This window comes from Actinoplanes sp. NPDC051388 (assembly GCF_055586225.1).
In genome coordinates this window covers 304,146-329,047 of the sequence record NZ_JBVJIP010000006.1, presented here as the reverse complement: position 1 = coordinate 329,047, position 24,902 = coordinate 304,146, and the positions used below count along the sequence as shown (strand labels likewise).

Annotated in this window: 24 protein-coding genes, 1 pseudogene and 1 riboswitch; of the genes and pseudogenes, 18 read left to right on the top strand and 7 right to left on the bottom strand. The window is 70.6% G+C overall.

From position 1 onward, the window contains the following. Positions 1 to 61: 61 nt before the first annotated feature. Positions 62 to 865: a hypothetical protein gene (locus tag ACZ6TI_RS18090; RefSeq protein WP_465346195.1), complete on the bottom strand. Its 804-nt coding sequence runs from the start codon at positions 863 to 865 to the stop codon at positions 62 to 64. A gap of 54 nt (positions 866 to 919) precedes the next feature. Between ACZ6TI_RS18090 and ACZ6TI_RS18085 the strand changes: the two genes are divergently transcribed. Genes ACZ6TI_RS18085 through ACZ6TI_RS18065 form a run of 5 tightly spaced genes read left to right on the top strand, consistent with a single transcriptional unit; the run spans position 920 to position 5,449 of the window. Next, positions 920 to 2,380 carry a menaquinone biosynthesis decarboxylase gene (locus ACZ6TI_RS18085; protein ID WP_465346194.1) on the top strand — a complete coding sequence of 487 codons (1,461 nt, stop codon included), beginning with the start codon at positions 920 to 922 and terminating at the stop codon, positions 2,378 to 2,380. Further along, entirely contained in the window at positions 2,377 to 3,252 is an 876-nt protein-coding gene (gene mqnP, locus ACZ6TI_RS18080; protein WP_465346193.1) for a menaquinone biosynthesis prenyltransferase MqnP, read from the top strand. Before ACZ6TI_RS18085 ends, mqnP begins: the two co-directional genes overlap by 4 nt. Before the next feature lie 37 nt (positions 3,253 to 3,289). After that, on the top strand, positions 3,290 to 3,829 hold the full coding sequence (locus ACZ6TI_RS18075) for a sigma-70 family RNA polymerase sigma factor (RefSeq protein WP_465346192.1): 540 nt from the start codon (positions 3,290 to 3,292) through the stop codon (positions 3,827 to 3,829). After that, entirely contained in the window at positions 3,792 to 4,793 is a 1,002-nt protein-coding gene (locus ACZ6TI_RS18070) for a hypothetical protein (RefSeq protein ID WP_465346191.1), read from the top strand. Before ACZ6TI_RS18075 ends, ACZ6TI_RS18070 begins: the two co-directional genes overlap by 38 nt. 17 nt (positions 4,794 to 4,810) lie before the next feature. Then, positions 4,811 to 5,449 (top strand): UbiX family flavin prenyltransferase, encoded by a 639-nt coding sequence (locus ACZ6TI_RS18065; protein WP_465346190.1) that lies wholly within the window; start codon positions 4,811 to 4,813, stop codon positions 5,447 to 5,449. Here the strand turns inward: ACZ6TI_RS18065 and ACZ6TI_RS18060 are convergent. Continuing rightward, positions 5,422 to 5,697, bottom strand: a complete 276-nt coding sequence (locus ACZ6TI_RS18060) for a BldC family transcriptional regulator (protein WP_465346189.1) — start codon at positions 5,695 to 5,697, stop codon at positions 5,422 to 5,424. The genes ACZ6TI_RS18065 and ACZ6TI_RS18060 overlap by 28 nt on opposite strands. A 251-nt stretch (positions 5,698 to 5,948) precedes the next feature. Between ACZ6TI_RS18060 and ACZ6TI_RS18055 the strand changes: the two genes are divergently transcribed. From ACZ6TI_RS18055 to ACZ6TI_RS18040, 4 genes are all read left to right on the top strand, one after another. Further along, positions 5,949 to 6,398 carry an Lrp/AsnC family transcriptional regulator gene (locus ACZ6TI_RS18055; RefSeq protein ID WP_465346188.1) on the top strand — a complete coding sequence of 150 codons (450 nt, stop codon included), beginning with the start codon at positions 5,949 to 5,951 and terminating at the stop codon, positions 6,396 to 6,398. Between the two features lie 9 nt (positions 6,399 to 6,407). Then, entirely contained in the window at positions 6,408 to 7,514 is a 1,107-nt protein-coding gene (gene cds1 / locus ACZ6TI_RS18050; protein WP_465346187.1) for an L-cysteine desulfhydrase Cds1, read from the top strand. 55 nt (positions 7,515 to 7,569) lie between these two features. Continuing rightward, a complete protein-coding gene (locus ACZ6TI_RS18045; protein WP_465346186.1) occupies positions 7,570 to 8,826 on the top strand; it encodes a hypothetical protein in 1,257 nt (418 codons plus the stop codon). Positions 8,827 to 8,908: 82 nt separating this feature from the next. Then, positions 8,909 to 10,207: a hypothetical protein gene (locus tag ACZ6TI_RS18040; protein ID WP_465346185.1), complete on the top strand. Its 1,299-nt coding sequence runs from the start codon at positions 8,909 to 8,911 to the stop codon at positions 10,205 to 10,207. Here ACZ6TI_RS18040 and ACZ6TI_RS18035 read toward each other — a convergent pair. The 4 genes from ACZ6TI_RS18035 to ACZ6TI_RS18020 form a co-directional block, all read right to left on the bottom strand. Next, positions 10,191 to 10,823: a putative glycolipid-binding domain-containing protein gene (locus ACZ6TI_RS18035; protein WP_465346184.1), complete on the bottom strand. Its 633-nt coding sequence runs from the start codon at positions 10,821 to 10,823 to the stop codon at positions 10,191 to 10,193. The genes ACZ6TI_RS18040 and ACZ6TI_RS18035 overlap by 17 nt on opposite strands. Before the next feature lie 64 nt (positions 10,824 to 10,887). Further along, entirely contained in the window at positions 10,888 to 12,432 is a 1,545-nt protein-coding gene (locus ACZ6TI_RS18030) for a DEAD/DEAH box helicase (protein ID WP_465346333.1), read from the bottom strand. Positions 12,433 to 12,883: 451 nt separating this feature from the next. Then, positions 12,884 to 14,428: a hypothetical protein gene (locus ACZ6TI_RS18025; protein ID WP_465346183.1), complete on the bottom strand. Its 1,545-nt coding sequence runs from the start codon at positions 14,426 to 14,428 to the stop codon at positions 12,884 to 12,886. Positions 14,429 to 14,612: 184 nt separating this feature from the next. Further along, positions 14,613 to 16,148, bottom strand: a complete 1,536-nt coding sequence (locus ACZ6TI_RS18020; protein WP_465346182.1) for a C40 family peptidase — start codon at positions 16,146 to 16,148, stop codon at positions 14,613 to 14,615. A 281-nt stretch (positions 16,149 to 16,429) separates the two neighbouring features. On the opposite strand from ACZ6TI_RS18020, the gene mqnE reads away from it, so the two are divergent. The 9 genes and pseudogenes from mqnE to ACZ6TI_RS17975 all read left to right on the top strand — a co-directional run bounded on the left by mqnE (position 16,430) and on the right by ACZ6TI_RS17975 (position 24,128). Continuing rightward, positions 16,430 to 17,599 (top strand): aminofutalosine synthase MqnE, encoded by a 1,170-nt coding sequence (mqnE, locus tag ACZ6TI_RS18015; protein ID WP_465346181.1) that lies wholly within the window; start codon positions 16,430 to 16,432, stop codon positions 17,597 to 17,599. A gap of 35 nt (positions 17,600 to 17,634) precedes the next feature. After that, entirely contained in the window at positions 17,635 to 18,063 is a 429-nt protein-coding gene (locus ACZ6TI_RS18010) for a hypothetical protein (protein WP_465346180.1), read from the top strand. Positions 18,064 to 18,072: 9 nt separating this feature from the next. Continuing rightward, entirely contained in the window at positions 18,073 to 18,513 is a 441-nt protein-coding gene (locus ACZ6TI_RS18005) for a DUF4229 domain-containing protein (protein WP_465346179.1), read from the top strand. 108 nt (positions 18,514 to 18,621) lie between these two features. Further along, positions 18,622 to 19,902: pseudogene (locus ACZ6TI_RS18000) on the top strand (M14 family metallopeptidase); the annotation flags it as partial. Positions 19,903 to 19,958: 56 nt separating this feature from the next. Next, on the top strand, positions 19,959 to 20,510 hold the full coding sequence (locus ACZ6TI_RS17995) for a TetR/AcrR family transcriptional regulator (RefSeq protein ID WP_465346178.1): 552 nt from the start codon (positions 19,959 to 19,961) through the stop codon (positions 20,508 to 20,510). Next, a complete protein-coding gene (locus tag ACZ6TI_RS17990) occupies positions 20,507 to 21,163 on the top strand; it encodes a hypothetical protein (RefSeq protein WP_465346177.1) in 657 nt (218 codons plus the stop codon). Before ACZ6TI_RS17995 ends, ACZ6TI_RS17990 begins: the two co-directional genes overlap by 4 nt. A 26-nt stretch (positions 21,164 to 21,189) precedes the next feature. After that, positions 21,190 to 21,260: riboswitch (cobalamin riboswitch) on the top strand. Positions 21,261 to 21,421: 161 nt separating this feature from the next. Next, positions 21,422 to 22,297, top strand: coding sequence for an ABC transporter substrate-binding protein (locus tag ACZ6TI_RS17985; protein ID WP_465346332.1), 876 nt, complete (start codon positions 21,422 to 21,424; stop codon positions 22,295 to 22,297). Beyond that, a complete protein-coding gene (locus ACZ6TI_RS17980) occupies positions 22,294 to 23,361 on the top strand; it encodes a FecCD family ABC transporter permease (protein ID WP_465346176.1) in 1,068 nt (355 codons plus the stop codon). Before ACZ6TI_RS17985 ends, ACZ6TI_RS17980 begins: the two co-directional genes overlap by 4 nt. Next, complete coding sequence (locus ACZ6TI_RS17975; protein WP_465346175.1) at positions 23,358 to 24,128, top strand: ABC transporter ATP-binding protein; 771 nt, start codon at positions 23,358 to 23,360, stop codon at positions 24,126 to 24,128. Before ACZ6TI_RS17980 ends, ACZ6TI_RS17975 begins: the two co-directional genes overlap by 4 nt. Here the strand turns inward: ACZ6TI_RS17975 and ACZ6TI_RS17970 are convergent. Then, the gene (locus ACZ6TI_RS17970) at positions 24,125 to 24,886 is read right to left on the bottom strand and encodes a VOC family protein (RefSeq protein WP_465346174.1); all 762 of its coding nucleotides are present in this window, start codon (positions 24,884 to 24,886) and stop codon (positions 24,125 to 24,127) included. The genes ACZ6TI_RS17975 and ACZ6TI_RS17970 overlap by 4 nt on opposite strands. Between the last annotated feature and the right edge of the window lie 16 nt (positions 24,887 to 24,902).

Genomic DNA, 24,902 nt, shown 5'->3' with positions numbered 1-24,902 from the left:
GAATCCCGACCGCACCTTCAACGCTTGATCGGCATCGCGGGTGACGAGCGGCGGCGACGGGCTAGGAATTGTGCGCGGTGTAGAAGTCCTCGGGGACGTTCTGGGTGTTCTTCTTCGACGGCGGCTTCTGCGGCATCGACTGGCCGTAGTTGGTGACGGTCAGGATCCAGCGCGCGGCCGGGGCGGCCGTCGTCTCCGGCACCTTCAGCACGATGCGGGCCAGCCGCCCGGCGCCGTCGAACGACACCTCGTACTCCACCGGCGTCGAGCCCAGCGCCGCCACCTGGGCCCGGTCGAACGTCGCCACCGGGCGGCGCAGACCGGACATGTCCAGCCGGCCGAAGATCCGTCCACTGACGAGCTCCGCCGACCGCACCCCGGCGATCAGGTCGGTCGCGCCGGTCACGTCCGGGTTGTCGAGGTTGACGTCCGGGTCGCGGCCGGGCGCCAGGCGCGCCAGCACGGTTCGCTCCCAGCGCTTCGGCGTCAACGGCTGCACGGTGAGTGGTCCACCCGGTCCGGCCGGCGCGAGCCGGGTCGCGGTCGTCGAGGTGTAGCGGTAGGGCCCGTCCAGCCGGGTGGTGTCGATCACCGGCGGCGAACCGGGCTGGATCGTGGCCCGCTGCACATATGCCGACCGGCTCGGCAGATGCACGACGCCCTTGGTGCGGCCGTCCGCATAGATCGCCGAGAACGAGAAGTTGCCGAAGCGCAGGTCGGCGACCGCGGTGGTCAGCAGCGGGCGCGGATCGGGCGTCTCCGGCTGCCCGAGCGGGAAGTCGACGTGTAGGAAACGGGCCGCCAGCAGAGGCCACGAAAGGCACAGCGGCAGCGCCAACAAGACGACGATGAACCGCACCCGCATGACGCACGAGCGTAGCCGAGAGGCCACAGCGCAACTCGTGCCAGACTGGACTCCATGGCCGCGCGTGGATTTCCGTACCCTGACCTGCAGTCTTTCATCTCTGCTCTGGAAGCGGCCGGTGAACTGCGGCGGATCTCGGTGCCGGTCGATCCGACGCTGGAGATCAGCGAGGTGGTGACCCGCACGGTGCGAGCCGGCGGGCCGGCGTTGCTGTTCGAGCGGCCGACCCGTGGCGAGATGCCGATCGTGGTCAACCTCTTCGGCACCGAGAAGCGGATGGCGATGGCGCTGGGTGTCGAGGCGCTGGACGAGGTGGGCGACCGGATCGGCGCGATGATCAAGCCGGAGCTGCCGATCGGGTGGTCCGGCATCCGCGAGGGGCTCGGCAAGGTGCTGCAGCTCAAGTCGCTGCCGCCGCGCAAGGTGAAGTCCGCGCCCTGCCAGGAGGTCGTGCTCAAGGGCGACGAGGTGGACCTGGGCCGCCTGCCCGGCCTGCAGGTGTGGCCGGGCGACGGCGGCATCTTTCACAACTACGGCCTGACGCACACCAAGGACCCGGAGACCGGCAAGCGAAACCTCGGCCTCTACCGCCTGCAGCAGCACTCGCGGAACACCCTGGGCATGCACTGGCAGATCCACAAGGACTCGACCGCGCACCACGCCATCGCGGAGAAGCGGAACGAGCGCCTGCCGGTGGCCATCGCGATCGGCTGCGACCCGGTGGTGAGTTACGCGGCCAGCGCGCCGCTGCCCGGCGACATCGACGAATACCTGTTCGCCGGGTTCCTGCGCGGCGAGCGCGTCGAGATGGTCGACTGCGTGAGCGTCCCGCTGCAGGTGCCGGCACAGGCGCAGATCGTGCTGGAGGGCTACCTGGAGCCGGGGGAGCGGGCGCCGGAGGGGCCGTTCGGCGATCACACCGGCTTCTACACGCCGGTCGAGCCGTTCCCCGTGCTGCACGTCGAGGTGATGACGATGCGCAAGAAGCCGATCTACCACTCGATCATCACGTCCAAGCCGCCGCAGGAGGACCACGGACTCGGCAAGGCGACCGAGCGGATCTTCCTGCCGCTGCTCAAGATGCTGATCCCGGACATCGTCGACTACGACATGCCGGCCGCCGGGGTGTTCCACAACTGCGTGATCGTCTCGATCCGGAAGCGCTACCCGAAGCATGCCCAGAAGATCATGAACGCGGTCTGGGGCGCTCACCTGATGTCGCTGTCCAAGCTGATCGTCGTGGTGGACGAGGACTGTGATGTGCACGACTACGCGGAGGTGGCGTTCCGGGCCTTCGGCAACGTCGACTACGACCGCGACCTGCTCGTCACCCAAGGCCCGGTGGATCACCTCGATCATGCGTCCTACCAGCAGTTCTGGGGTGGCAAGGCGGGCCTCGACGCGACCCGTAAGCTGCCCGCCGAGGGCTACACGCGCGGCTGGCCGGAGGAGATGACCATGTCGCCCGAGGTCGTGAGCCTGGTCGACAAGCGTTGGAAGGAGTACGGCATATGACCGAGCTGGCCGAGCGCCCGGGCCGGGTCAAGTCGTTCCTGCGCCTGGTGGCGATCGAGCACTCGGTCTTCGCGCTGCCGTTCGCCTATCTGTCGGCGTTCGTGGCCATGTGGCCGAGTTTCAGAGGCTGGGACCTGCTTCTGGTCACGATCGCCATGGTGTCCGGGCGCACCTTCGCGATGGCGGCCAACCGGATCCTCGATCGCCGGATCGATGCGCTCAATCCGCGTACCCAGCAGAGAGAGCTCGTCACCGGGGCCGTGAGTGTGCGCACGGCCTGGACCGGCGCCGTGATCTCCCTGGTTTTCCTCTTCCTGGCGGCCGGCCTGCTGAACTGGCTCTGCCTGGTGCTGGCGCCGCTGGCGGTCCTCCCGCTGATCGTGTACCCCTACGCCAAGCGATTCACGAACTACCCGCACTACGTGCTGGCTCTGGCCCAGGCGGTCGCGCCGGTGGGCGCTTGGATCGCGATCACGGGTACGTTCGCCGGCTCCGGCCCCGCCTGGGTGCTGGGCGCCGCGGTCGGCCTGTGGATCGGCGGCTTCGACATCATCTATGCCTGCCAGGACGTCGACGTCGACCGGCAGATCGGCGTGCACTCGACCCCGGCCCGGTTCGGCGTGCGCACCGCCCTGCACATCTCCACCGTCACGCACGTGGTGACGTTCGCGCTGTTTGTCTGGTTCGGCGCCCTGGTCGGCCTCGGCTGGCTGTGGTGGATCGGCCTGGCCCTGACCGCGGCCGCCTTCGCCTACCAGCACGTCGTCGTCACTCCTAGTGACCTGTCGAAGGTTAACCGAGCGTTCTTCACCGCCAACGGCTTCGTCGGGATAGCACTCTTCGTGTTCGCCCTGCTGGATCTTCTGATCTGACCTATAACCTCCGGCCCGTCGCTACCGTCCTATCACCGTGAGGGACACCGACCGCGAGTTCCGCGACTTCGTAGCGGCGCAGATCGAGCCGCTGCGGGCGCTCGCCTACGTCACCTGCGGGGACTGGCAGCTGGCCGAGGACGCGACGGTGAACGCGCTGCTCAAGATGTATCCGAAATGGCGGAAGATCGACCGGCCCGCGTTCTATGCCCGGCGCGCCGTGATCCGGTCGGCGCTCGACGAGGTGCGCCGGCCCTGGCGGCGCCGCGAGCGCTCGGCGAGCGACGCCTTGCCCGAGGTCAGCACCCCGGACCGGGCGGCCGCCGTGGACGATCGGCTCGAGCTGCACGCCGCCCTGCAACGCATCCCGATCAGCCTGCGTGCCGTCCTGGTGCTGCGCTTCATCGAGGGTTTCAGCGTGGCCGAGACGGCCGAGGCGCTGGGCCGGGCCGAGGGCACCGTCAAGAACTACACCTCGCGCGGCCTGGACGCGATGCGGCAGGTGCTCGGCGTCAACGTGATCACCGAGGAGGATTCCCATGTCGGCACGACTGCGCGACCTGCTGCCCGCGATTGAGGCGACCGCGCCTCCGCTGCGGCGCACCGCCGACGATGTCCTGAGCCTCGGCCGGCGCCGGCAGCGGAGGCGCCGCACGGCCCTGGCCTGCGGCGCCGTCGTGGCGGCCGTCGTGGCGATCGCCGGGACGGCCACCGTGCTCACCCGTCCACCGGAGGTCCCGGCGGCCGCGATCGCCGACGCGCGGCCCTTCTCCGGGAACATCGCCCCGGTCACGGTCGGCGGCCGGGACATCACCGGCACCATGCATGTGACCAGGAGCAGCCAGATCGCGATGATCATCGATCCGGCGAACAGCGAAGGCCTGCCGGACGAGCTGAAGCCGGGTGAGCGATTCGTCGCCGCGGTCGGCCTGGTCACCATCTTCCGGAGCGGCGTCGTCGACGGCGCCCGGTACGCGGGTGGCGAACCGGTCTCCGTCAACGGACACCCCGGCCACTATGTGCGCGCGGTCGATTCCGGCCGTCCCGCGGTGATCTGGGAGTACGCGGACGACGCGTTCGCCGAAGTGCAGGCCGAGATCTCGAAAGCCCAGCTGGTGGCCACCGCCGAAGCGGTTCGGACGGGTGTCGAGCAGCCGTTCACGGTCGGTTTCAAGCTGGCCGGGCCGCCGCCCGGATACGAGCTGGACGCCGCCGGCACCATCGACCAGACCTTCCGCATGACCGCGGAGGGCATTTCGAATCTGCGCCTGATCAAGGGCGCCGGGCAGGCCGGATCACCGACGATCGACGTGTCCGTGCGCCCAGGCTGGTGGGTCAAGCTCGATCGGGTCGAGGCCGGCACGTTCTGTCCCGCCCGCAACCTCTGCTACCGGTCCACTCCGGACGGGCGCTACATCGCGCAGGCGAGTGGCGTGGACGGCGCCGACGGCAAGGATCTGCGCGCGGTGCTCGACGGTTTGACCTTCGCCAACCCCGATGATCAGTCGACCTGGTTCAAAGCCACCGACTCCGGAGCGTGACGGGGCATCCTTGAGGTATGCGCACCCCTTGGATCGTCGGCGTCTCCGGCGCCTCCGGCACGCCCTATGCGAGGGCGGTGCTCGGCGCGCTCCTGGATGCCGGCGAGCCGGTGGATCTGGTGATCTCCAGGGCCGCCCGGCTCACCATCCTGGACGAGACCGGGGCGACCGTCCGGGACGCCCACTGGAAGGACGACGTGACCGCCTGGCTCGGTCGTGACCTGACTGACCTGGTCTATTGGCCGGCCGGCGATCTCGCCGCGGGCCCGAGCAGTGGGTCCTACCCGGCCCGGGGGATGGTCGTGGTGCCGGCCAGCACGGCGGCCTGCGCGGGCATCGCGATCGGCCTGTCCAAGGACCTGCTGCAGCGCGCCGCCGAGGTCAACCTCAAGGAGCGGCGGCGCGTGGTCATGGTGCCCCGCGAGACCCCGGTCACCCGGAGTCACTTGGAGCATCTGATCTCGCTGCATGATGCAGGCGCGGTCGTGCTGCCGGCCAGCCCTGGTTTTTACGGTTCCGGGGCTGCCGCGACTGCTCAGCAGCTGATCGACTTCGTGGCGGGCAAGGTGCTCGATGCCCTGGGTGTGCCGCACACCTTGCTCACCCGCTGGACGGGAGAGCTCGGTGCTCAGCGCAGTCCGTTGGGCGGTCCGTAACTCGAACCAGGGTTCGACGGACCACTGTTGCGCGGCCGGTTGTTGGCGTCGTCCTCACGCATCTCCTCGATCACGCCATCGCCCTCGAGCAATGCGCGGACCTCGGACTCGCGAAATCTTCGATGTCCACCCGGCGTCCGGATGCTGCCGATACGTCCGGCGGCGGCCCAGCGCGTGACCGTTTTCGGGTCGACGCGAAACAATGCGGCCACCTCGCCCGGCGTCAGCAGACGGTCTCCCGTGTCCACAACCCCCTCCTCGCGTCGGTCTGTTGGAGCGGCCGTGGTCACGGTGAGTGGCGGCGAGCTCGATCGGGACGTACAGCCATTAGAGCACCGCCCCAGAACCAAGTCCGTGAAATGCGGAAAAAGCCCCGATTGCGACAGTGATCATTATCCTGGCTCTGTTTCTTCGCTACCAGGCGTGAGATGACCTTAGCCACCCGATCGGGGCCGGGCCGCTCAAGGCCGGTCCAGAGCCGCCATTAGGGTCTGATCTCATGGACGCCATCGACCTCCGGCTGATCGATCTGCTGCGGGAGAACGCACGCTCGTCGTACGCCGAATTGGCCCGCCAGGTCGGGCTCTCCGCCCCGGCCGTGCACGAGCGGGTCGGCAAGCTGGAGGCGGCCGGGACCATCCGGGGTTACCGCGCCGAGGTCGACCACGAGGCGATCGGGCTGGGCGTGACCGCGCTGATCGGCATCGTCGAGGACTCCGGCGCGGACACCGACGACGTGCTGGCCGCGGTGCGAGGGATGCCGGAGGTGGAGTCGTGTTACTTCATGGCCGGCGTGGAGTCCTACCAACTGACCGTGCGGGTCGGCACGATCGCCGAGCTCGAGCAGCTGATCGTGCGGATCAACCGGACGCCGGGTGTCGCCTCCACGCAGACCGCGATCGCGCTCTCCACCAAATGGGAGAACAGGCCACAGCCCGGTCTGGGCTAACGTGCGTTCATGAGCCAGCTCGACCGATGTGACGACGCCGCGCGGGCCTGGGCCCGGGACGCCATCGGGCTGGTCGAGGCGGATGCCAACCGGTCCGCCGACACCCACCTGCTGCCCTTCCCGCTGCCCGCATCGTGGGGCGTCGACCTCTACCTCAAGGACGAGTCGTCCCACCCGACCGGTTCGCTCAAGCACCGTTTGGCAAGATCCCTTTTTCTGTACGCGCTGTGCAACGGCTGGATCGGCCCGAGCACCACGGTGGTCGAGGCCTCCAGCGGCTCGACCGCGGTCAGTGAGGCGTACTTCGCCCGGATGCTCGGCCTGCCCTTCATCGCGGTGATGCCGGCCCGCACGTCACCGGAGAAGGTGTCGCTGATCGAGTTCCAGGGCGGCAAGTGCCACCTGGTAGACGATCCGACCGCGGTCTCGGCCACCGCCAGACAACTGGCCCACGACCTCGGTGGGCACTTCATGGACCAGTTCACGCACGCCGAGCGGGCCACCGACTGGCGGGGCAACAACAACATCGCCGAGTCCATCTATGCGCAACTGTCCCTCGAACGGCACCCGGTGCCGGCCTGGATCGTGGTCGGCGCGGGCACCGGCGGCACCAGTGCGACGATCGGCCGCTACGCCCGCTACCGCCGCTTCCCGACCAAGCTGTGCGTGGTGGATCCGGAAGGGTCGGCGTTCTGGCCCGCGTACCTGTCGGGGGACTTCAGTCTGTCGTCGGCGACCGGCTCGCGCATCGAGGGCATCGGCCGGCCCCGGGTGGAGGCCTCGTTCCAGCCGGCCGTGGTCGATCGGATGGTCCAGGTGCCGGACGCCGCGTCGCTGGCCGCCATGCGCGCGGGCTCGGCGATTCTCGGCCGGCGGCTGGGCGGCTCGACCGGCACCAACCTGTGGGGCGCCTTCGGGCTGATCTCCGCCATGCTGGCGACCGGCCGGCAGGGCTCGGTCGTCACGCTGATCTGCGACGGCGGCGAGCGCTACGCGGACACGTACTACGCCGACGAGTGGGTCGCCGCCCAGGGCCTCGACCTGGCTCCGCACGAGGCGGTGATCGACCGCTTCCTGCTGGACGGAACATGGTCACCGTCTCACATCGTGGACTAGTCGGACAGCCGACCGAACGGCCGGGAGGCATCTGGTCGTATTCACGCCCATGAGGATGCGGCACGCGGTTCTGATCCCGGTCGCGATTCTCGCGGCGGTCGTCCTGGCCTTCGGGGCCGTGATCGTGGTGCTCAACCAGGGCGGGAAGGCGCAGGGGTCGCTATCCTGGCTGGCCCGCGGCGAGCTCGGTCAGGCCGAGGACACGCTCGCCGCGCAGGCCACCGCGCTGCTGAACGAGGACCAGCGCGGCTGGCTGGCCGCCGTCGACCCCGACCAGCCCAAGCTCCAGCAGCGGTACGCGGCCATGTACCGGGCGCTGCGCGGCCTGGACGTGACCCACTTCGAATACCAGGTCTATCCGGTCGAGCAGGACAGCAACGTGCTCTTCGCCGTCGACGTGGTGATCGCCTACTGCTTCAGCGTGCCGTCCTGCCCGCAGCCGACCCGGGCCGGCGACCTGAGCGGCCCGTGGATCGGGCAGGTCCTGCGGTTCCGCCAGCAGGGCGACCGGTTCGTGATCGCCGAGGTGGACGAGTCGGCCGAACCGAACCAGGCCCAGCCGGTCCCGTGGGAGACCGACGAGCTCTTCATCGCCCGCGGCGACCGGGTGATCGTGGCCGCCGGGCGCGAGGGCCGGGCGCAGCTCGACAACGTGCTGCCCATCGCCGAGAAGGCCGCCAGGATCGCCGACCGGTACGGCGCCGAGATCGGCAACTCGCAGCCGCGCTACCGGGTGCTGCTCGCCGACCCGAAGTCCTGGGCCGGCTGGTACGGCGGCTCGATGGGCGAGGACACCGTCGGCTACACGGTCTTCCTCAACGACGCCGGCGCGGACGTGGTGCTGCGGCTCGACGAGCTGACCGATCGCGACGAGCTGGGCCAGACGATCCAGCACGAATTCGGCCACGTGGTGATGTCCAGCGGGCCGATCGAGAACGACGACGCCGAGGACGGCTGGCTCGAGGAGGGCCTGGCCGAGTACATCGGGTCACAGCCCAAGCGGGCCACCGACAGCTGGCGCCGCACCTCCGTGCACGCGATGATCCACGACAGCAGCACCACCCCGGCCTCGATCGTGCTGCCGGCGCTCGCCGAGGACGCCTCGACCGACGCGATCGACGCCTATTACGGGCACGGACACTTCGCCGCCGACTGCCTGGCCGACAGGTTCGGCGAGGAGAAGCTGATCGAGTTCGGCCGCGGTGTGCTGCGCGCCGGCGACTCCTATGACACCGCCTCGCGGACCGCTTTCGGCAAGCCCTTCACCGAGGTCGACGAGTTCTGCGTGGACCGGATCCGCGACCGCGTCTAGTGCTGGAAATCCGACCGTGGGAAGGGGCAGCGCGAAGGGCCGCGAACTGGTTGGATCTCCGATTGTGGAGGACGTTTCACCTTTGCCGGGTCGACGGCAGTCCCGGCGCGCGTGGATCGTCTCCGCCGGGGTGCTGGCGGTCGCCGTCGCCGTGTCCACCGGCATCGTCGCGTTCGCCCCCGACCGGAAACCGCCGGCCGTCGTGCCGGCCGCCGAAGCCAAGGCGCCGAGCACCGCGCCGAGTGCGCCGCCGACCCCGATGGAGCAGGCCGAGCAGTCCCTCGACCAGCAGGCGGCCGCGCTGCTCAAGGGCGACGAGAAGGGCTGGCTGGCCGCTGTCGATCCGCGGCAGAGCAAGCTCCAGGCGCGTTACCGCAGCATGTTCCGCTCGCTGCGCGGTCTCGACGTCAGCCAGTTCGACTACCGGCCCTTCACCCGGCCCGGCAGCAAGGGCGCCATGCTCGCGGTGGGCGCCGAGATCACCTACTGCTTCAGCCTGTCCACCTGCCCGGCGTGGTCCACCGGCGAATACACCGGCCCGCCGCGCATCATGCAGGCGCTCACCCTCAAGCCGATCGACGGTCGTTATGTGATCACCGGTCTCGGCAAGGTGGCCGAGCCCAACCACCTGCAGCCCACCCCGTGGGAGACCGGCGACCTGGTCTTCGCGCAGGGCCCGCGGGTCACCGTCGCCGGGCCGAAATCGCAGCGGAAGAACCTCGAGCGGGTGCTCGCCATCGCGGAGAAGTCCGCCAAGATCAACGACAGGTTCGCGGGGTACATCCTCAACCCGCAGAAGCGCTACCGCATCTTCCTGGCCGACAGCAAGGCATGGAAGACCTGGTACGGCGGCATCGACGGCGACTGGACGGTGGGCTACGCGATCCCGCTGAACAAGGCCGGCACCGACGTGGTGCTGCGGATGCCCGAGCTGACCGGCGACCGCGAGCTGCTCGCCACCACCATCCAGCACGAGCTGGGCCACGTGGTCACGCTCAGCGGCGCCTATGACGACGAAGAGGACCAGTGGCTCAGCGAGGGCATCGCCGAATACATCGGCTGGGCCCCGCGGCACGCCACGTCGAGCTGGCGCCGCAGCAGCGTGCGGGCCGCGATGCGCGGCAGCAAGCGACCCAAGACCCTCGCCGCCAAGCCGCTGAGCGCCGACTCGAGCGACTCGTCCAGCGACCGGTTCTACGGCCTCGGCCACTTCGCCGTCGACTGCATGGCCCAGCAGTACGGCGAACAGAAGCTTTTCACCTTCGTGCGGCTGGCGTTGCGCGCGGACAACACCTATGACCAGGCGTCGCGGGACGCGTTCGGCAAGCCCTTCGCCGCCGTGGACAAGGCCTGCCTGGCCTGGATCAGGAAGACCGCGTGACCAGCCTCGCCAGTCCCGGGTAATCGGCCACGAAGCCCTCGTCGTCCACCACCAGGTCGGCGCTGAAGGTCTCCGTCGCGAATCGCACGACCCCATCGCCCAGCGGTGTGTAGATCTGGTCCGCCTGCACCACCTCGAGGCTCGGCACCAGCACCCACGCCACACTGATCCGGTGCGCCACCCCGGCCTCCGCCCCGAGCAGGCCGAGCCGCCGGATCGGCAGCGTGTTGGTCAGCGGCGAGCCGGTCAGATCGACGTCGAACGCGCCATAGAGCAGGTCCGGGTCCTCGGTGCCCGGCAGCCCGGCGCCGGCGTGCCCGGCCGCGGCCAGCACCGCGTCGAGATTTCCCTGCTCGGAGGTGGTCACCCGCCAGCGCCCAGCGGCCAGCTCGAGGCGGATGGTCCGCGCCCAGCCGGTCCCCTCGGCGCTCACCTCGACCCGGCTGGTCCCCCAGCCCGGGTCGGTCTGCACCTCGTAACGGCAGGTGTAGGGGATCGGGTCGACGGCCAGCTGCGTGCCGCGGGCATAGAGGCCGGTGCGGGTCTCGATCAGGACGTGCTCGGTTCCGACGAGATCCCGGCGTTCCCAGAACCGCGAGGCGGGCAGAGTGGGCATGACCGGCAGGTTACAGCCGAAGAGCCGGGCCCGCAGTGGGCCCGGCTCCTCGTCAGTCGGTCGATCAGTAGTTGCTGGTGCGCGCCGGACGCGGCGAGCTGAACCGGCGGTCGCCGTTGCCGGCCTCGCGCCGGTCGTTGCGCCGGAAGTTGCCGGTGCGCTCGGTGCTGCGCGCTGCTCCGAAGTTGCGCTCGCCGCCACCGGTGCGCCGCGGCTCGCCGCCGCCCGCATAGGTGGGACGGTCGCCGGTGGCCGGGCGGTCGCTGCTGGTGCGACGCTCGCCACCGAAGCTGCCGCGGTCACGGTCGCCGCGGTAGCCGCCGCGCTGCGGCCGGTCGCCGAAACGCTTCGGGCGGTCGGACCGCTCACGACGGGGCTCGGGCTCGGGCGGCACCGGGATGCCGCTGGGCTCGCGAGCGCCGGTCACCTCGGCCAGCTTCTCGTCGCCCAGGCGCACCCGCAGCTCGGCCGGGGCCACGCCCGCCTTGGACATCATCGCCTGGGTGCTGCGGCGCTGCTTGGGCAGCACCAGCGTGACCACGGCGCCGGACTCGCCGGCCCGGGCGGTGCGACCCGCGCGGTGCAGGTAGTCCTTCGGGTCCTTCGGCGGGTCCACGTGCACCACGAGCGAGATGCCGTCGACGTGGATGCCGCGGGCGGCGACGTCGGTGGCGACCAGCACGTTGGTGCGGCCTTCCTTGAACTCGGCCAGCGTGCGCGTGCGCACCCGCTGCGTCTTGCCGCCGTGCAGAGCGCCGGCCCGGACGCCGACCGCCGCGAGCTGCTCCTGCAGCCGGTCGACACCCATCTGCGTGCGCGCGAACACGATCGTCTTGCCCGTCCGGTTGGCGATCGACGCCGTGATCGGGAACTTGTCGTGCGGCGGGATCAGCAGCAGGTGATGATCCATCGTGGACACGCTGGCCTCCGACGGATCGGTGGAGTGCGTGACCGGGTCGGTCATGAAGCGCTTGACCAGCGCGTCGACGTCACCGTCGAGGGTGGCCGAGAAGAGCAGCCGCTGGGCGTCCGCCGGGGTCTTGGCCAGCAGGTCGGTGACCTCGGGCAGGAAGCCCATGTCGGCCATCTGGTCGGCCTCGTCGAGCACCGACACCTCGATCTGGTCGAGCTTGCAGGCGCCCCGCTCGATCAGGTCGGCGAGCCGGCCCGGGGTGGCGACCATGACCTCGACGCCGCGGCGCAGCGCGTCCATCTGACGGTCGTAGGGAACCCCGCCGACCGCGGTCTTGAGGAACACGCCGACCGAGCGGCCGAGCGGCATGAGCGCGTCGGCGACCTGCATCGCCAGCTCGCGGGTCGGCACCAGGATCAGCGCCTTGGGGTGGTGCGGCAGGGCGCGCGGGCCCTGCGAGATGCGGGCCAGCAGCGGCAGGCCGAAGGCCAGCGTCTTGCCGGAGCCGGTCTGCCCGCGGCCGAGCACGTCGCGACCGGCCAGGGCGTCCGGGATGGTCGCGGTCTGGATCTCGAACGGGGTGGTGATGCCCTCGCGGGTCAGCACCCGCACGAGCTCGACGGGGAGGCCGAGGTCGGCGAAGGTGGTGGTCGCTGCGGGGATTTCGGTGTCGTCAGTGGCCGGGTCAACGGTCACGGCACTGTCCACCTTGGGGGCTTCGGCCACCTTGGGGGCTTCGGCCACCTTGGGGGCTTCGGCCACCTTGGGGGCTTCGGCCACCTTGGGGACTTCGGCCACCGTGGGGATTTCGGGGTTTTCGAAGACGGACGGAAACGTGCTGGGGTCGGCGAAAGTGGTCAAGAGAACCTCTCTACGGGGGCGCATGCTCGCGAATGGCCCGCCGCGGTCTCCTCCCGATGGGGATTTCCTCCCTCTGGGATCGACCGACCGCCGTCATGCCTGCAAGAACGCCCGTGGCGTGCACCGGGTGACACGCCGCGTCAAATTACTGCTATCAGTGTACGGGTCAACATTTACGATGCCGCCCGCATTCCGCACCGGTAGTGGGCAGACTCACCCTCGGAACAACCGCGCCAGCTTAGGGCGTCACGGTGCGTGGCGGCAAATCACAGCAATCGGCGGAGTGTCACTTGTTGCCGAAGACTCCGTTGACCATGTCGGTGAACGCGTCGCCCGCGGTGAACAGGAACAGCAGGCTCACCCCCAGCAGGACCACCAGCACCACGGCCATCGCGACCGCCACCTTGACGTTGCTGCGGCGGTTGGTGTCCACGCCGCGATCCCAGCCCTGGGACAGGATGTGGCCGGTCAGCGATCCGGAGTTGTCGATGGAGTTCATCGTCACCGGCATGGTCATGTCGATCGGCGACTCGCCTCCGTAGACCGTGCCCTCCATCCGCTGCTGCGGCACGTTCTGTCCGGACGCGGGCTGACTCGGTGCGGCATCGGACACCTGGGCGGGCGCCCCGCCGAACGGGCGGCCGGAAGCGTCCGGAGCGCTTACCCCGTATGGGGACTGCGTGCTCGGCCGGTTCCAGGTCGGCGGATAAGCCGGGCCGCCGCTGGACGGCGGCGGGTAGGCCGGCCCTCCACTGCTCGGCGGCGGGTATGCCGGCGCGCCGCTGGAGGGCGGGTATGCGGGGGCGCCGCTGGACGGCGGCGGGTATGCGGGGGCGCCGCTGGATGGCGGCGGGTATGCGGGGGCGCCGCTGGACGGCGGCGGGTATGCCGGCGCGCCGCTGCTCGGCGGCGGCGGGGGTGCGTAGGCCGGGCTGCCGCTCACCGGTGGGTGCATGCCCGCCGGGCCGCCACTGGTCGGCGGCGTGGTGTAGGCCGGCAGGCCGCTGCCCTGGCCGATGGTCGGTGGCGGCGGGACGATCGGCTGCGGCGGGCCGGGGATCGGGCTCGGACCGGGGCCGGGCGGCACGGGGCTCGGACCGGGACCGGGCGGCACCGGGCTCGGACCCGGGCCCGGTGGCACCGGCGACGGGCCGGGGCCGGGCGGCACCGGGCTGGGGTAGGGGCCGGGCTGCGGCGGGCCGGGCACCGGCGACGGGCTCGGCGGCAGCGGCGACGGACCCGGGAACGGCGACGGGAACGGGCTCGGCGGGTCGGTCGGCCGCTGCGGGTCGAAGGGCTTGAACGGCTCCGACGGCCGGCTGGGCTCGCCCGGACGCGGGATCGGCGTCGGAGCCGGCTGCGGCTCGGGCTCGCCGGGCTCGGGCTTCTCGGGCCGGGGCTTCTCGGGCTCGGGTTCGGGCCGGTGCGGCTCGGGCTGCGGATCGGGCTCGTCCGGCTCCGGATCGGTGGCCTTGCGCCCGCCATAGATCTTGGACGGTCCGGACGGCCAGGTGGCGGCGCGCACGGCGCCCGGGTCCGGGGTCATCATGCCCGGGACCGAGGCGCGGGCCGCGTGGGCGCCGGGCATGGCCGAGATCGGGCGGGTGCTGCCGCCGACCGAGTCGGGCAGCCGGGTGGGCACCCCGGGCACGGTCGCGCGCCCGGTCGGCCCGGCGGGCGGGGTCGAGATCGGGCGGTCAGCGGCGGGTGGCGCCGACGAGACCGGAGGCGCGGACGCCGGGCCGTTCGCCGCGGCGGGCGCTCCCCACAGGGCACCGGGGGCCGGTGGCGGCGGTAGTTCGTACCCTTTGTCCTCGCTGTCGGCTGACATCCGCGCAGCGTGCGGCGTTTTGCCGGCGCTGTCCGGTGGCGCCTGTCGCTCGTCCATTGGGTCCTCCCGCTCGCCGCGTGCCGACACCGGTGGAGACGTCGGGCGCTGTTCTTACCGTGCCACATCGGCGCGCGTCCGCGCACCCGGCGTCGGCCGGGCTGGCGATGAGAGTCAAACGTCCGGATTACTCCGGATCGGAACCGGCGCTCGCGGACGCGCTCTTGGACTCGTTTGCCGCCGAGGACTGGTCCGCGGCCGCCGTCTGGGAGGCCGAGCCGGTCGGCGAAGCGCTGTCGCCGCCGCCCGGCGACTGACTCTCGCCGCCGTCTCCGGCGTCCGAGGTCGGCGGGTTGGACGGCGGGGTCGAGCTGCTGCTCGGCGGGTTGGACGGCGGGCTGGAGCTGCTCGACGGCGGCGTGGACGGCGGCTTCGTGCTGCTCGACGGCGGGTTCGACGGGCTGCTCGGGTCGGTCGGCGGCGTCGTCTTCGTCGGGCCGGGCGTGGCGCTCGGCTTCGGGTTGGTTTCCTTCGGCGGCAGGTTGTCCAGGTCCGGCGACTCGGTCACGTGGTCCACCGAGCCCCAGATGCGGGTCGCCTGGAACAGCCGGCTCCACCGCACCGGGGTGAGCCGCACGTCGAGACCGGTGCGCGGCGCCTCGACCATCATGCCGTCGCCCGCGTACATCGCCACGTGGTGGATGCCTGTCCAGCTGTTGCTCGAGCTGAAGAACAGCAGGTCGCCGGGGACCAGCGAGTAGCGGTCGACGGCGTTGCGGCTGGTTTGTGAGTATTGATCACGGGAGACCCGGTTGAGCGGGTAGGCCCCGGCCTTCTGGTTGCGATAGGCATAGAACATCAGGCCGGAGCAGTCGAACTTGTCCGGGCCCTCCTCGGACCAGACATAAGGGTCGCCGATCTGGGCCAGCGCGATCTTCAGCGCCTCGATCGCCCGCGGGTCGGCGCCCCGGCCCTGGTCGGTGCCGTCGAGATAGTTTTCCCCGAGCCGGCGGTCCGCGGCGCTCTGTGCGGCCTCGGCGGCGGACAGCTCCTCGGCGTGCTTCTGCTCGTCCTTCTGCAGCGCCGCCTGCTTCTTGGCGATCTCGCCGTTCAGCTTGTCGTATTGCCGGGAGAGGTCGCCCGCGTTGGTGGTGGCGGTGGCCTGCTCGGCGAGGGCGGCGGTGAGCGCGGCCTGCACCAGGGCGAGCTGGCGGTCGGCGGCCTGCTCGGTGCTCGACTCGCCGCGCTGCATCTGCGACAGCCGGTCGAGGTCGGCGAGTCCGGAGCCGAGCGAGCCGGGCGGCAGGGCGGCCTGGTCCCGGATCGCCGCGGCGGCGGCCGCGGTTGCGTCCTGCTCGGCGACGACGAGCGCGGCCTGGGCGTCGGCGACCTTCTGCGAGCCGGTCGCGGCCTGCTGCCGGGCGAGGTCGCGGTCCTCACCGAGCTTGATCAGCTGGTCGCCGAGGGCGGCGATCGCGGCGCGCTGCTTCTCGATCTTCTGCAGCAGCGGCGTCATCACGACGCCGGGCAGGGTGGAGGCGGGAGCGGTCGGCGAGCCGGTCGACTGGCCCGGCATCAGCAGCGTGCCCAGCGGCACGGGACGGGAGCCCATGTCCGGGACGGCCGGGGCGACCGGCGGCGGTGGGACGTTGGGCGCGGCGGAGGCCGGCAGCGGATGGAACAGCATGGCGATGGCAGCGAAGGAGGCGGCCGAGTAGGCCACCGGACGCCACCAAGGGCGTATCCAGCGGGCCCGACCTGCCACTCTGCTAGCCATCTGCTCCCCGTCCGCTTCGGGCCACTCGATCGGAGGCACCCGAAGCTGTCAGTTCCCCCATAAAGGGTTTACCCCACCGAGTGCATCCCTGTCGATTGATCACAGATGAAAGGAACCTGAGAATCCGTGATCCGTCATGGTGACCTACGGCTCCCTCGGCCATACGGTTCAGGTTTCTGTCGGAGGCCGGACGTAGGCTCGGTTGGTCGGTGACGGAAGGGGTACAGATGGACGCCGGACTCAAGCGTGAGCTGGAGGACAAGGTCTATGCGGGTGAGCGGCTGACGCGCGCCGACGGCGAGGCCCTCTATGCCTCGGACGACCTGGCCTGGCTCGGCCGGCTGGCCCATCACAAGCGCACCGAGATGAACGGTGACCGGGTGATGTTCAACGTCAACCGCCACCTCAACCTCACCAACGTCTGCTCCGCGAGCTGCGCCTATTGCTCCTTCCAGCGTAAGCCGGGGGAGAAGGCGGCATACACGATGCGCATCGACGAGGCCGTCCGCAAGGCCAAGGAGATGGAGGACGAGCAGCTCACCGAGCTGCACATCGTCAACGGCCTGCACCCCACGCTGCCCTGGCGTTATTACCCCAAGGTGCTGCGCGAGCTCAAGGCGGCGCTGCCCAACGTCAAGCTCAAGTGCTTCACCGCGACCGAGGTGCAGTGGTTCGAGAAGATCAGCGGTCTGGGCGCCGACGAGATCCTCGACGAGCTGATGGACGCCGGGCTCGAGTCGCTGACCGGCGGCGGCGCCGAGATCTTCGACTGGGAGGTCCGGCAGCACATCGTCGACCACAACTGCCACTGGGAGGACTGGTCGCGCATCCACCGGCTGGCGCACAGCAAGGGCATGAAGACCCCGGCCACGATGCTCTATGGGCACATCGAGGAGCACCGGCACCGGGTCGACCACGTCCTGCGGCTGCGCGAGCTGCAGGACGAGACCGGCGGCTTCGCGGTCTTCATCCCGCTGCGTTACCAGCACGACTTCGTCGACTCGCAGGACGGCATCGTCCGCAACCGCATCCAGGCGCGCACCACGATGGCGGCGCCGGCCGAGTCGCTCAAGACGTTCGCGGTGTCCCGGCTGATGCTCGACAACGTGCCGCACATCAAGTGCTTCTGGGTCATGCACGGGCTGTCGGTGGCCGGGCTCTCGCTCAACTTCGGCGTCGACGACCTGGACGGCTCGGTGGTGGAATACAAGATCACCCACGACGCCGACTCCTATGGCACGCCGGCCACCATGCATCGCGACGACCTGCTCAACCTGATCTGGGACGCGGGCTTCCAGCCGGTCGAGCGCAACACGAGATACGAGGTGGTCCGGGAGTACGACAAACCGACCACATTGGCCGAGCGCCGCAGCGAGCCGCAGCAGGTGTGGGCGTAAGGAGTCGCGGGCCGGCAGCGTAGCCTGGGATTGCCATGACCGAGACCAAGAGTGAGCGCCGTCCGCGGCGCAACCCCGACGGGCGCCTGGCGACCTTCCCCGACCTGGTCGGGACGGCGGTGGCCGGGCTGGTCTGCGGGTTCGTGGTTCTGTTGATCTTCGAGGGCGCGATGTCGCTGCTGCGGCTGTCCGAGTTCGGCGGCGCGAGCGGCTGGATCGCGATCGTGCTGCCGGTGTGGCTGTTCACCGAGGAGTTTCGCGCGGCGGGCTGGGGGGCCGGCCGCATCGTGGTGGCGATCCTCGGCGCCGGCTTCGGGGTGGCGGTCGGCATGACGCTCGCCGGACTCGCCTCCGGCCCGTTCCCGTCGCTGGTCAGCGGCGTGATCGGCGCGCTCGCTCTGACCGTGGTCTATTGCGCGGTGTGGTTCTACGGTCTGCGGTGGCTCAACCACCGCGCCGGTTAGGGGATCGGTGTGACTCCCGCTTACAAATACTCGCTCGGGCGTCTCGGGCTGTTCTTCCTGTGCATGGTGTTGGTCCTGCCGGTGCCACTGAACTTCCTGGTCAAGGCCATGGTCGCGCTGTTGCTGTCGGCGGTGGCGTCCTATTTCGTGCTGGCCAAGTGGCGCACCGAGATGGCCGAGCAGCTCGGCGAGTCGGTGGAGCGGCGGCGCGAGGAGAAGGCGCGGCTGCGCGCGGCCCTGGCCGGCGACGAGACCGCCGCCGCGGCCGGCGACCGCGCCGCCCAGCCCGCGTCGGCCCAGCCCGCGTCGGCCCAGCCGGCGTCGGCCCAGCCCGCGTCGGCCCAGCCCGCGTCGGCCCAGCCCGCGTCGGCCCAGCCCGCGTCGGCCCAGCCCACGGCCGTCGAGCCCGCGGCTGTCGAGCCCAAACAGGCGAAGAGCAGCGGCGAGTAAGGGCATCACGCTGGGGTAGGGGGCGGATTGGCATGCCCTCGACACATTGCCAACCATCTATTCCGGGTGGTGGGGTGACGGAAACCCGAACCCCCCCGGAGGTCGTTCATGAGACGACGCATCACCGCGACGGTCGCCGCCGCTCTGGCCGGCATGACCCTGATCGCGGCCCTCCCGGCGGCCGGCCCGGCCGCCGCCGAGCCCGGCCTCGACACATCCGCGCAGTACGAGGTCCATGACGTTCGCAATGCGGCCCGGCGCAGCCTGGTGGCGAGCACCGGCGCGGCCATCGACGGCGCCGAGCACGCCGTCGTGACGGTCACCGCCACCGGCGCCGAGGTCAAGTCGCTGCGCGCGCTCGGCTTCCGCGTCGAAAAGGTGCAGACCGGCGGCGCAGTGGGCACGATGGACTTCCCGTCCGCCGACGCGGCCTACCACAACTACAGCGAGATGATCGCCGAGGTGAACCGCGTGGTCGCGGCGTTCCCGGCGATCGCCCGCAAGCAGGTGCTCGGCACGACGTACGAGGGCCGGCAGATCGTTGCCGTCAAGATCTCGGACAACGTCGCGACCGACGAGAGCGAGCCCGAGGTCCTCTACGACGCCAACCACCACGCCCGCGAGCACCTGACCGTGGAGATGGCCCTCTACCTGCTCAACGAGTTCACCTCGGACTACGCGAGCGACACCCGGGTCCGGAACGTCGTGAACAGCCGGGAGATCTGGATCATCCCGTCGGTGAACCCGGACGGCTCGGAGTACGACGTGGCCACCGGCCGTTACCGCTCATGGCGCAAGAACCGGCAGCCCACCAGCGGCTCCAGCTACATCGGCACCGACCTGAACCGGAACTACGGGTTCCGCTGGGGCTGCTGCGGCGGCTCGTCCGGCAGCCCGTCGTCGGAGACCTACCGAGGGCCGGCCGCGTTCTCCGCGCCGGAGGCCGCCGTGGTGCGCAATTTCGTGAACAGTCGCGTGGTGGGCGGAGTGCAGCAGATCAAGGCGGCGATGGACTTCCACACGTACTCGGAACTGGTTCTCTGGCCCTTCGGGTACACGACCGCGAACACCGGCACGGGGATGACGGTGGACCAGAACGCCACGTTCTCGACGCTGGGCCGGCAGATGGCCGCGACCAACAACTACACCCCTGAGCAGTCCAGCGATCTCTACATCACCGACGGTGACCTGCTGGACTACCTGTGGGGCACGCACAAGATCTTCGCGTACACCTTCGAGATGTATCCCCGTAGTTCGTCGGGTGGTGGCTTCTATCCGCCGGGCAGTGTGATCACCCGCGAGGTGAGCCGGAACCGGACCGCGGCACTGCAGCTCGCCGAGGTGGCCGACTGCCCGTACCGGGTGATCGGCAAGGAATCGACGTACTGCTGACTTGATCGGCAAAGCTACCTGTCGTAGCCTGATAGCTATGACAGGTAGTTTTCATGCCTAGGGCCGGACTCTCCCGCGACGCGGTGGTCGACGTGGCGCTCGCACTGGTCGACGAAAAGGGCCTCGACGCACTCAGCCTGGCCGCGGTCGCGGACCGGGCCGGGGTGGCGGCGCCATCGCTCTACAAGCACGTCGGCAGCCTCGGTGAGCTGCGCGATCTGATGGCCGAGAAGGCGCTGCGGCAGATCACCGCGCTCTTCGCGGGCGAGGTGATGGGTCGCAGCCGGGACGACGCGGTCGCCGCGCTGCTGCGCGCCTATCGGGCCTATGTGCTGGCGAACCCCGGACGCTATGCCCTGATGCCGCTCGACCCGCTGCGCAACGAGAAGCTGGCAATGCCGAGCGCGGAGCTGATGGACGTGTTCGCCGCCGTGATGCGCGGCTACGGCCTGGAGGAGTCGGCGGCCACCCACGCGATGCGCCGGCTGCGGGCCGCCGTGCACGGCTTCGCGACGCTCGAGGTCGGCGGCGGGTTCGGGCAGCCGGAGGATGTGGACGAGTCGTTCCGGCAGCTCATCGACATGTGCCTGGGGAGCCTGCGATGAGCGCGCGGGTGCGCTGGGGTGCGGTCGCGCTGGCCTTCGCCGGCCTGATGTTCGTGCTCTATCCGGCGGTGCGCCCCTGGCACGACGAGACCACCCGGGCCGGCGCGCTGGAGTCGATGGCGTCGAATGCCTGGGTCGCCTCGCACTTCTTCGCGATGCTCGGCTTCATCGCCGTGCCGCTGGGCCTGCTCGCGGTGCGCTCGGTGGCGCCGGGCCGGCTGACCGCTGCGGCCTTCGTGACCGGCTGGATCGGCGCGGGCCTGACTCTGCCGTACTACGGCGCCGAGGACTTCGGGCTGCACGGCGCGGCCCGCTCATCGGTGCCCGACCTGGTCGCTCTGGCCGATCAGGTCCGCTATGCCCCGGTCGCGGCGACGACCTTCGCGCTGGGCCTGACCCTGCTGGGCGTGAGCGCGGTGCTGGCCGCGGTGGCGATCTGGCGCTCGGCGGTGCTGCCACGCTGGTCGGGCATCCTCTTCGGGCTGGGCTTCGCCCTCTTCATCCCGCAGTTCTATCTGCCCCCGGCGGCTCGCATCGGGCACGGCGTCCTGCTCGCCGCCGGCTGCTGGCTCCTGGCCTGGTCGATGTGGCGGCAGAGGAGTTATCCACAGGTTGAACACGGGGCTCGGAGCCTGGCTCGGGAGATGGGATAGCGTGCGGGGGACCGCGTTTCAGCGAAGCCGGTGGGAAACCGGCGCTGTCCCGCAACTGTGATGCTCCCGCGCGAGAGGTGCGGAGGGTCTAGCCAGGTCGCCTGGACGTCGGTCGCGATCTAGCGCTCTCGGGGAGGGGCGCCTCGCGGACGGGACGTCACTCGCGCAGTGCCTGTCGGCGAAGCACCACATGCCCGGCCGACAGGAGGAATTGTGCAGAGACGTGTGTTGACCGCGGTGCTTGCCGCCGCCGCCCTGATGCTCGGTGGCTGTGCCGGGGGCGACGAGCCCGCCGCCAGTGGGCCGGCGCCGAGCGCGAGTTCGGCGTACCCGGTGACGGTCGGGACCTTGACCTTGGAGAAACGGCCCGAGCGGATCATCTCGCTCTCGCCGACCGCGACCGAAATGCTCTTCGCCATCGGCGCGGGACCGCAGGTCACCGCCGTGGACGACCAGTCGACCTTCCCGGCCGAGGCGCCGCGCACCGACCTGTCCGGCTTCAAGCCCAACGCCGAGGCGATCGCCGCGAAGAACCCCGACCTGGTGGTGCTCTCCGACGACCTGAACAAGATCGTCGACCAGCTCGGCAAGCTCGAGATCCCGACGTTCGTGACGCCGTCGGCGACGGATCTGGACCAGACCTATGGCGAGATCGGCCAGCTCGGCACGCTGACCGGGCATCGGGACGAGGCCGGCGCGCTGACCGCGCGGATGACCGCCGACATCGACAAGATCGTCAAGAGCGTGCCGCCGCGCAGCCTCTCCTATTACTACGAGCTCGACCCGACGCTCTACACGGTGACCTCCAAGACGTTCATCGGCTCGGTGTTCGCGAAGTTCGGGCTGACCAACGTCGCGGACACGGCCGACCCGGACGGCGCCAAGGGCGGTTATCCGCAGCTCTCGCAGGAGGCGCTCGTCAAGGCCAACCCGGACATGATCTTCCTGGCGGACAGCAAGTGCTGCGCGCAGTCGGCGGCGACGGTCAAGGCGCGCACCGGCTGGGCGGACATCGCGGCGGTCAAGGGCGGGCAGATCGTGGCGCTCGACGACGACATCGCCTCCCGCTGGGGGCCGCGGGTGGTCGACCTGGTGCAGGCGGTCGCGGACGCGGTGGCCAAGGTCCCGGCGTGACCTCGGCGCCGCCCGGCGGCGCCCCGGCCGGCCTGCGGGTGGGATGGCTGGCCGGCGGGCTGGTCGCGGTGCTGATCGCGCTGGTCGCCGGGGTGGCGTTCGGGCCGGTCAGCCTGCCGCCGGGCAGCGTCGCGGCCGAGCTCCTCAACCTGATTCCCGGGGTACGCCTGGACAGCGGCCTGTCCGAACGCGAGGTGGCGATCATCACCGAGCTGCGGCTCCCGCGCGTGGTGCTCGGGCTGCTGGTCGGGGCGATGCTTGCGCTGGCCGGCGCGGCATACCAGGGGGTGTTCCGCAATCCGCTCGCCGACCCCCACCTGCTCGGCGTCGCGGCCGGCGCCGGGCTGGGCGTGACCGCGGTGATCGCCACCCGCGCGGCGACCGGCGACGCCACCGCCAACCTGCCGATCGGCGTGCCGCTGGCCGCCTTCCTGGGCGCGTTGATCGCGGTGGCGCTGACCTGGACTCTGGGTGCGGCGGGCGGGCGCGGCCGCACCCCGGCGACGCTGATCCTGGCCGGCGTGGCGGTGTCGGCGTTCCTGTCGGCGGCGCAGACCTACCTGATGCAGCAGCAGGTCGACACCCTGCGCCAGGTCTACAGCTGGTTGCTCGGCCGCTTGGCGACCGCCGGCTGGCACGATGTGCTGCTGATCCTCCCGTACGCGGTGATCACCGGCCTGATCGTGCTCTCCCAGCGGCGCGCGCTGGACGTGCTCACGGTCGGTGACGAGGAGGCGAGCAGCCTCGGACTGCACCCGCAGCGCAGCCGCTACCTGTTGCTGGTGGCGGCATCGCTGGCCACGGCCGCGGCGGTGTCGGTGTCCGGCCTGATCGGCTTCGTCGGCATCATCGTGCCGCACACGTTGCGCCTGCTGGCCGGCGCCAGCTACCGGGCCTTGCTGCCGCTGTCCGTCCTGTTCGGAGGCGCGTTCCTGGCCCTGACGGACGTGGCGGCGCGCACGGTCGCCGGCGAGGCCGAGATCCCGATCGGCGTGGTGACCGCGTTCTTCGGGGCCCCGTTCTTCATCCTCGTGCTCCGCACCAACCGCTCGGTCGCACCATGATCGGGGTGCGCGGGCTGAGCGTCCGGCTGGGCGGGGTGCTGGTGGTCGACGACGTCGATCTCGCGGTCGGTGACGGCGAGTGGGTCACCGTCATCGGGCCCAACGGGGCGGGGAAGTCGACTGTTCTGCGGGCGGTCGGCGGGCTCGTGGCGTACCGCGGGGAAGTGGAATTCGATGGGGTCTCGATCTCGTCGCTGTCGCGGCGGGCGCGGGCCAAGACCGTGGCCACCGTGGCGCAGCAACCCGTGGTGCCGCCCGGCATGCGGGTGATCGATTATGTGCTGCTCGGCCGCACGCCCTACATCGCGCCGCTCGGCAAGGAGTCCGCCTCCGACCTGGCCGCGGTGGACGAGGTGCTCGGCTCGCTCGATCTGGCGGGGTTCACGGATCGGCGGCTCGACACGCTTTCCGGAGGCGAACGGCAACGGGTCTTTCTGGCCCGGGCGCTCGCCCAGGGCGGTCGGATCCTGCTGCTCGACGAGCCGACCAGCGCGCTGGACATCGGGCATCAGCAGGAGGTGCTCGACCTGGTCGATCGGCTGCGCGCCGAGCGCGGGCTGACCGTTCTGTCCACGATGCACGATCTGTCCATCGCGGGGGAGTACGCCGACCGGATGGTGCTGCTCGACGGCGGGCGAGTGGTCGCCACCGGCACGCCGCGGCAGGTGCTGACCGAGGAGCGGCTGGCGCGGCACTACCGGGTGCGGGTCAAGGTGATCGACGGCGAGCACGGGCCACTGGTCGTGCCGGTGCGCGCCAAAGGCTAATGGTTGCCCTCGAGCACTGAGAACGTGCCGCCCTGGGCATCCTCCAGGACCGCATAGCGGCCCAGGGAGAAGTTCGTCGGCGGCTGCACGACCCGGCCGCCCAATGCCCGCGCCGTCTCCGCGGTCTCGTCGCAGTGCCGCACCGCGAAATAGAGCATCCAGTGCGGGGCCAGGTCGTCCGGCCACGCGCCGCCGACCATCGGCTGCATCCCGCCGATCATCCGGCCGTCGAGCTCCCACACCACGTAGGGCATGCCGGGCGCCGTGCTCTCCCGCGGGGTCCAGCCGAACACCCGGCTGTAGAAGGCCATCGAACCTTCCGCGTCCCGGGTCGTCAGCTCGCTCCAGGTGAGCGCGCCGGGCGTGTCGAACACCTCGGCCCCGACCATCGTGCCGGCCTCCCACACGGTGAACGGCGCACCCGAAGGATCCAGGCACGCCGCCATCCGGCCCTGCTCCATCACGTCGAACGGCGGCACCAGCACCTTGCCGCCGGCCGCCTCGACCAGCTCGGCGGTGGCATCCACATCGGCCGCGGCGATATAGGTGCTCCAGGCCGTCGGCTGACCCTCACCGAACAGCGGGCCGGCCCCGGCGGCGGGACGTCCATCCAGGTTGAAGACGGTGTAGCCGCCGTAGTCCGCCCCCGACTCGTGTGCCGTCCAGCCGAACAATTCGGTATAGAAGCGCCGCGCGGCGGCCACGTCGGAGGTGCCGAGGTCTACCCAGACGGGCATTCCGGGGGTCGGTGCGGTCACGTCCGCATGGTCGCAC

Bases quoted from the DNA above. Each gene is read 5' to 3' on its own strand.
- ACZ6TI_RS18090 (WP_465346195.1), bottom strand. From the start codon at position 865: ATGCGGGTGCGGTTCATCGTCGTCTTGTTGGCGCTGCCGCTGTGCCTT.
- ACZ6TI_RS18085 (WP_465346194.1), top strand. From the start codon at position 920: ATGGCCGCGCGTGGATTTCCGTACCCTGACCTGCAGTCTTTCATCTCT.
- mqnP (WP_465346193.1), top strand. From the start codon at position 2,377: ATGACCGAGCTGGCCGAGCGCCCGGGCCGGGTCAAGTCGTTCCTGCGC.
- ACZ6TI_RS18070 (WP_465346191.1), top strand. From the start codon at position 3,792: ATGTCGGCACGACTGCGCGACCTGCTGCCCGCGATTGAGGCGACCGCG.
- ACZ6TI_RS18065 (WP_465346190.1), top strand. From the start codon at position 4,811: ATGCGCACCCCTTGGATCGTCGGCGTCTCCGGCGCCTCCGGCACGCCC.
- ACZ6TI_RS18055 (WP_465346188.1), top strand. From the start codon at position 5,949: ATGGACGCCATCGACCTCCGGCTGATCGATCTGCTGCGGGAGAACGCA.
- cds1 (WP_465346187.1), top strand. From the start codon at position 6,408: ATGAGCCAGCTCGACCGATGTGACGACGCCGCGCGGGCCTGGGCCCGG.
- ACZ6TI_RS18045 (WP_465346186.1), top strand. From the start codon at position 7,570: ATGCGGCACGCGGTTCTGATCCCGGTCGCGATTCTCGCGGCGGTCGTC.
- ACZ6TI_RS18035 (WP_465346184.1), bottom strand. From the start codon at position 10,823: ATGCCCACTCTGCCCGCCTCGCGGTTCTGGGAACGCCGGGATCTCGTC.
- ACZ6TI_RS18025 (WP_465346183.1), bottom strand. From the start codon at position 14,428: ATGTCAGCCGACAGCGAGGACAAAGGGTACGAACTACCGCCGCCACCG.
- mqnE (WP_465346181.1), top strand. From the start codon at position 16,430: ATGGACGCCGGACTCAAGCGTGAGCTGGAGGACAAGGTCTATGCGGGT.
- ACZ6TI_RS18010 (WP_465346180.1), top strand. From the start codon at position 17,635: ATGACCGAGACCAAGAGTGAGCGCCGTCCGCGGCGCAACCCCGACGGG.
- ACZ6TI_RS17995 (WP_465346178.1), top strand. From the start codon at position 19,959: ATGCCTAGGGCCGGACTCTCCCGCGACGCGGTGGTCGACGTGGCGCTC.
- ACZ6TI_RS17990 (WP_465346177.1), top strand. From the start codon at position 20,507: ATGAGCGCGCGGGTGCGCTGGGGTGCGGTCGCGCTGGCCTTCGCCGGC.
- ACZ6TI_RS17985 (WP_465346332.1), top strand. From the start codon at position 21,422: ATGCTCGGTGGCTGTGCCGGGGGCGACGAGCCCGCCGCCAGTGGGCCG.
- ACZ6TI_RS17975 (WP_465346175.1), top strand. From the start codon at position 23,358: ATGATCGGGGTGCGCGGGCTGAGCGTCCGGCTGGGCGGGGTGCTGGTG.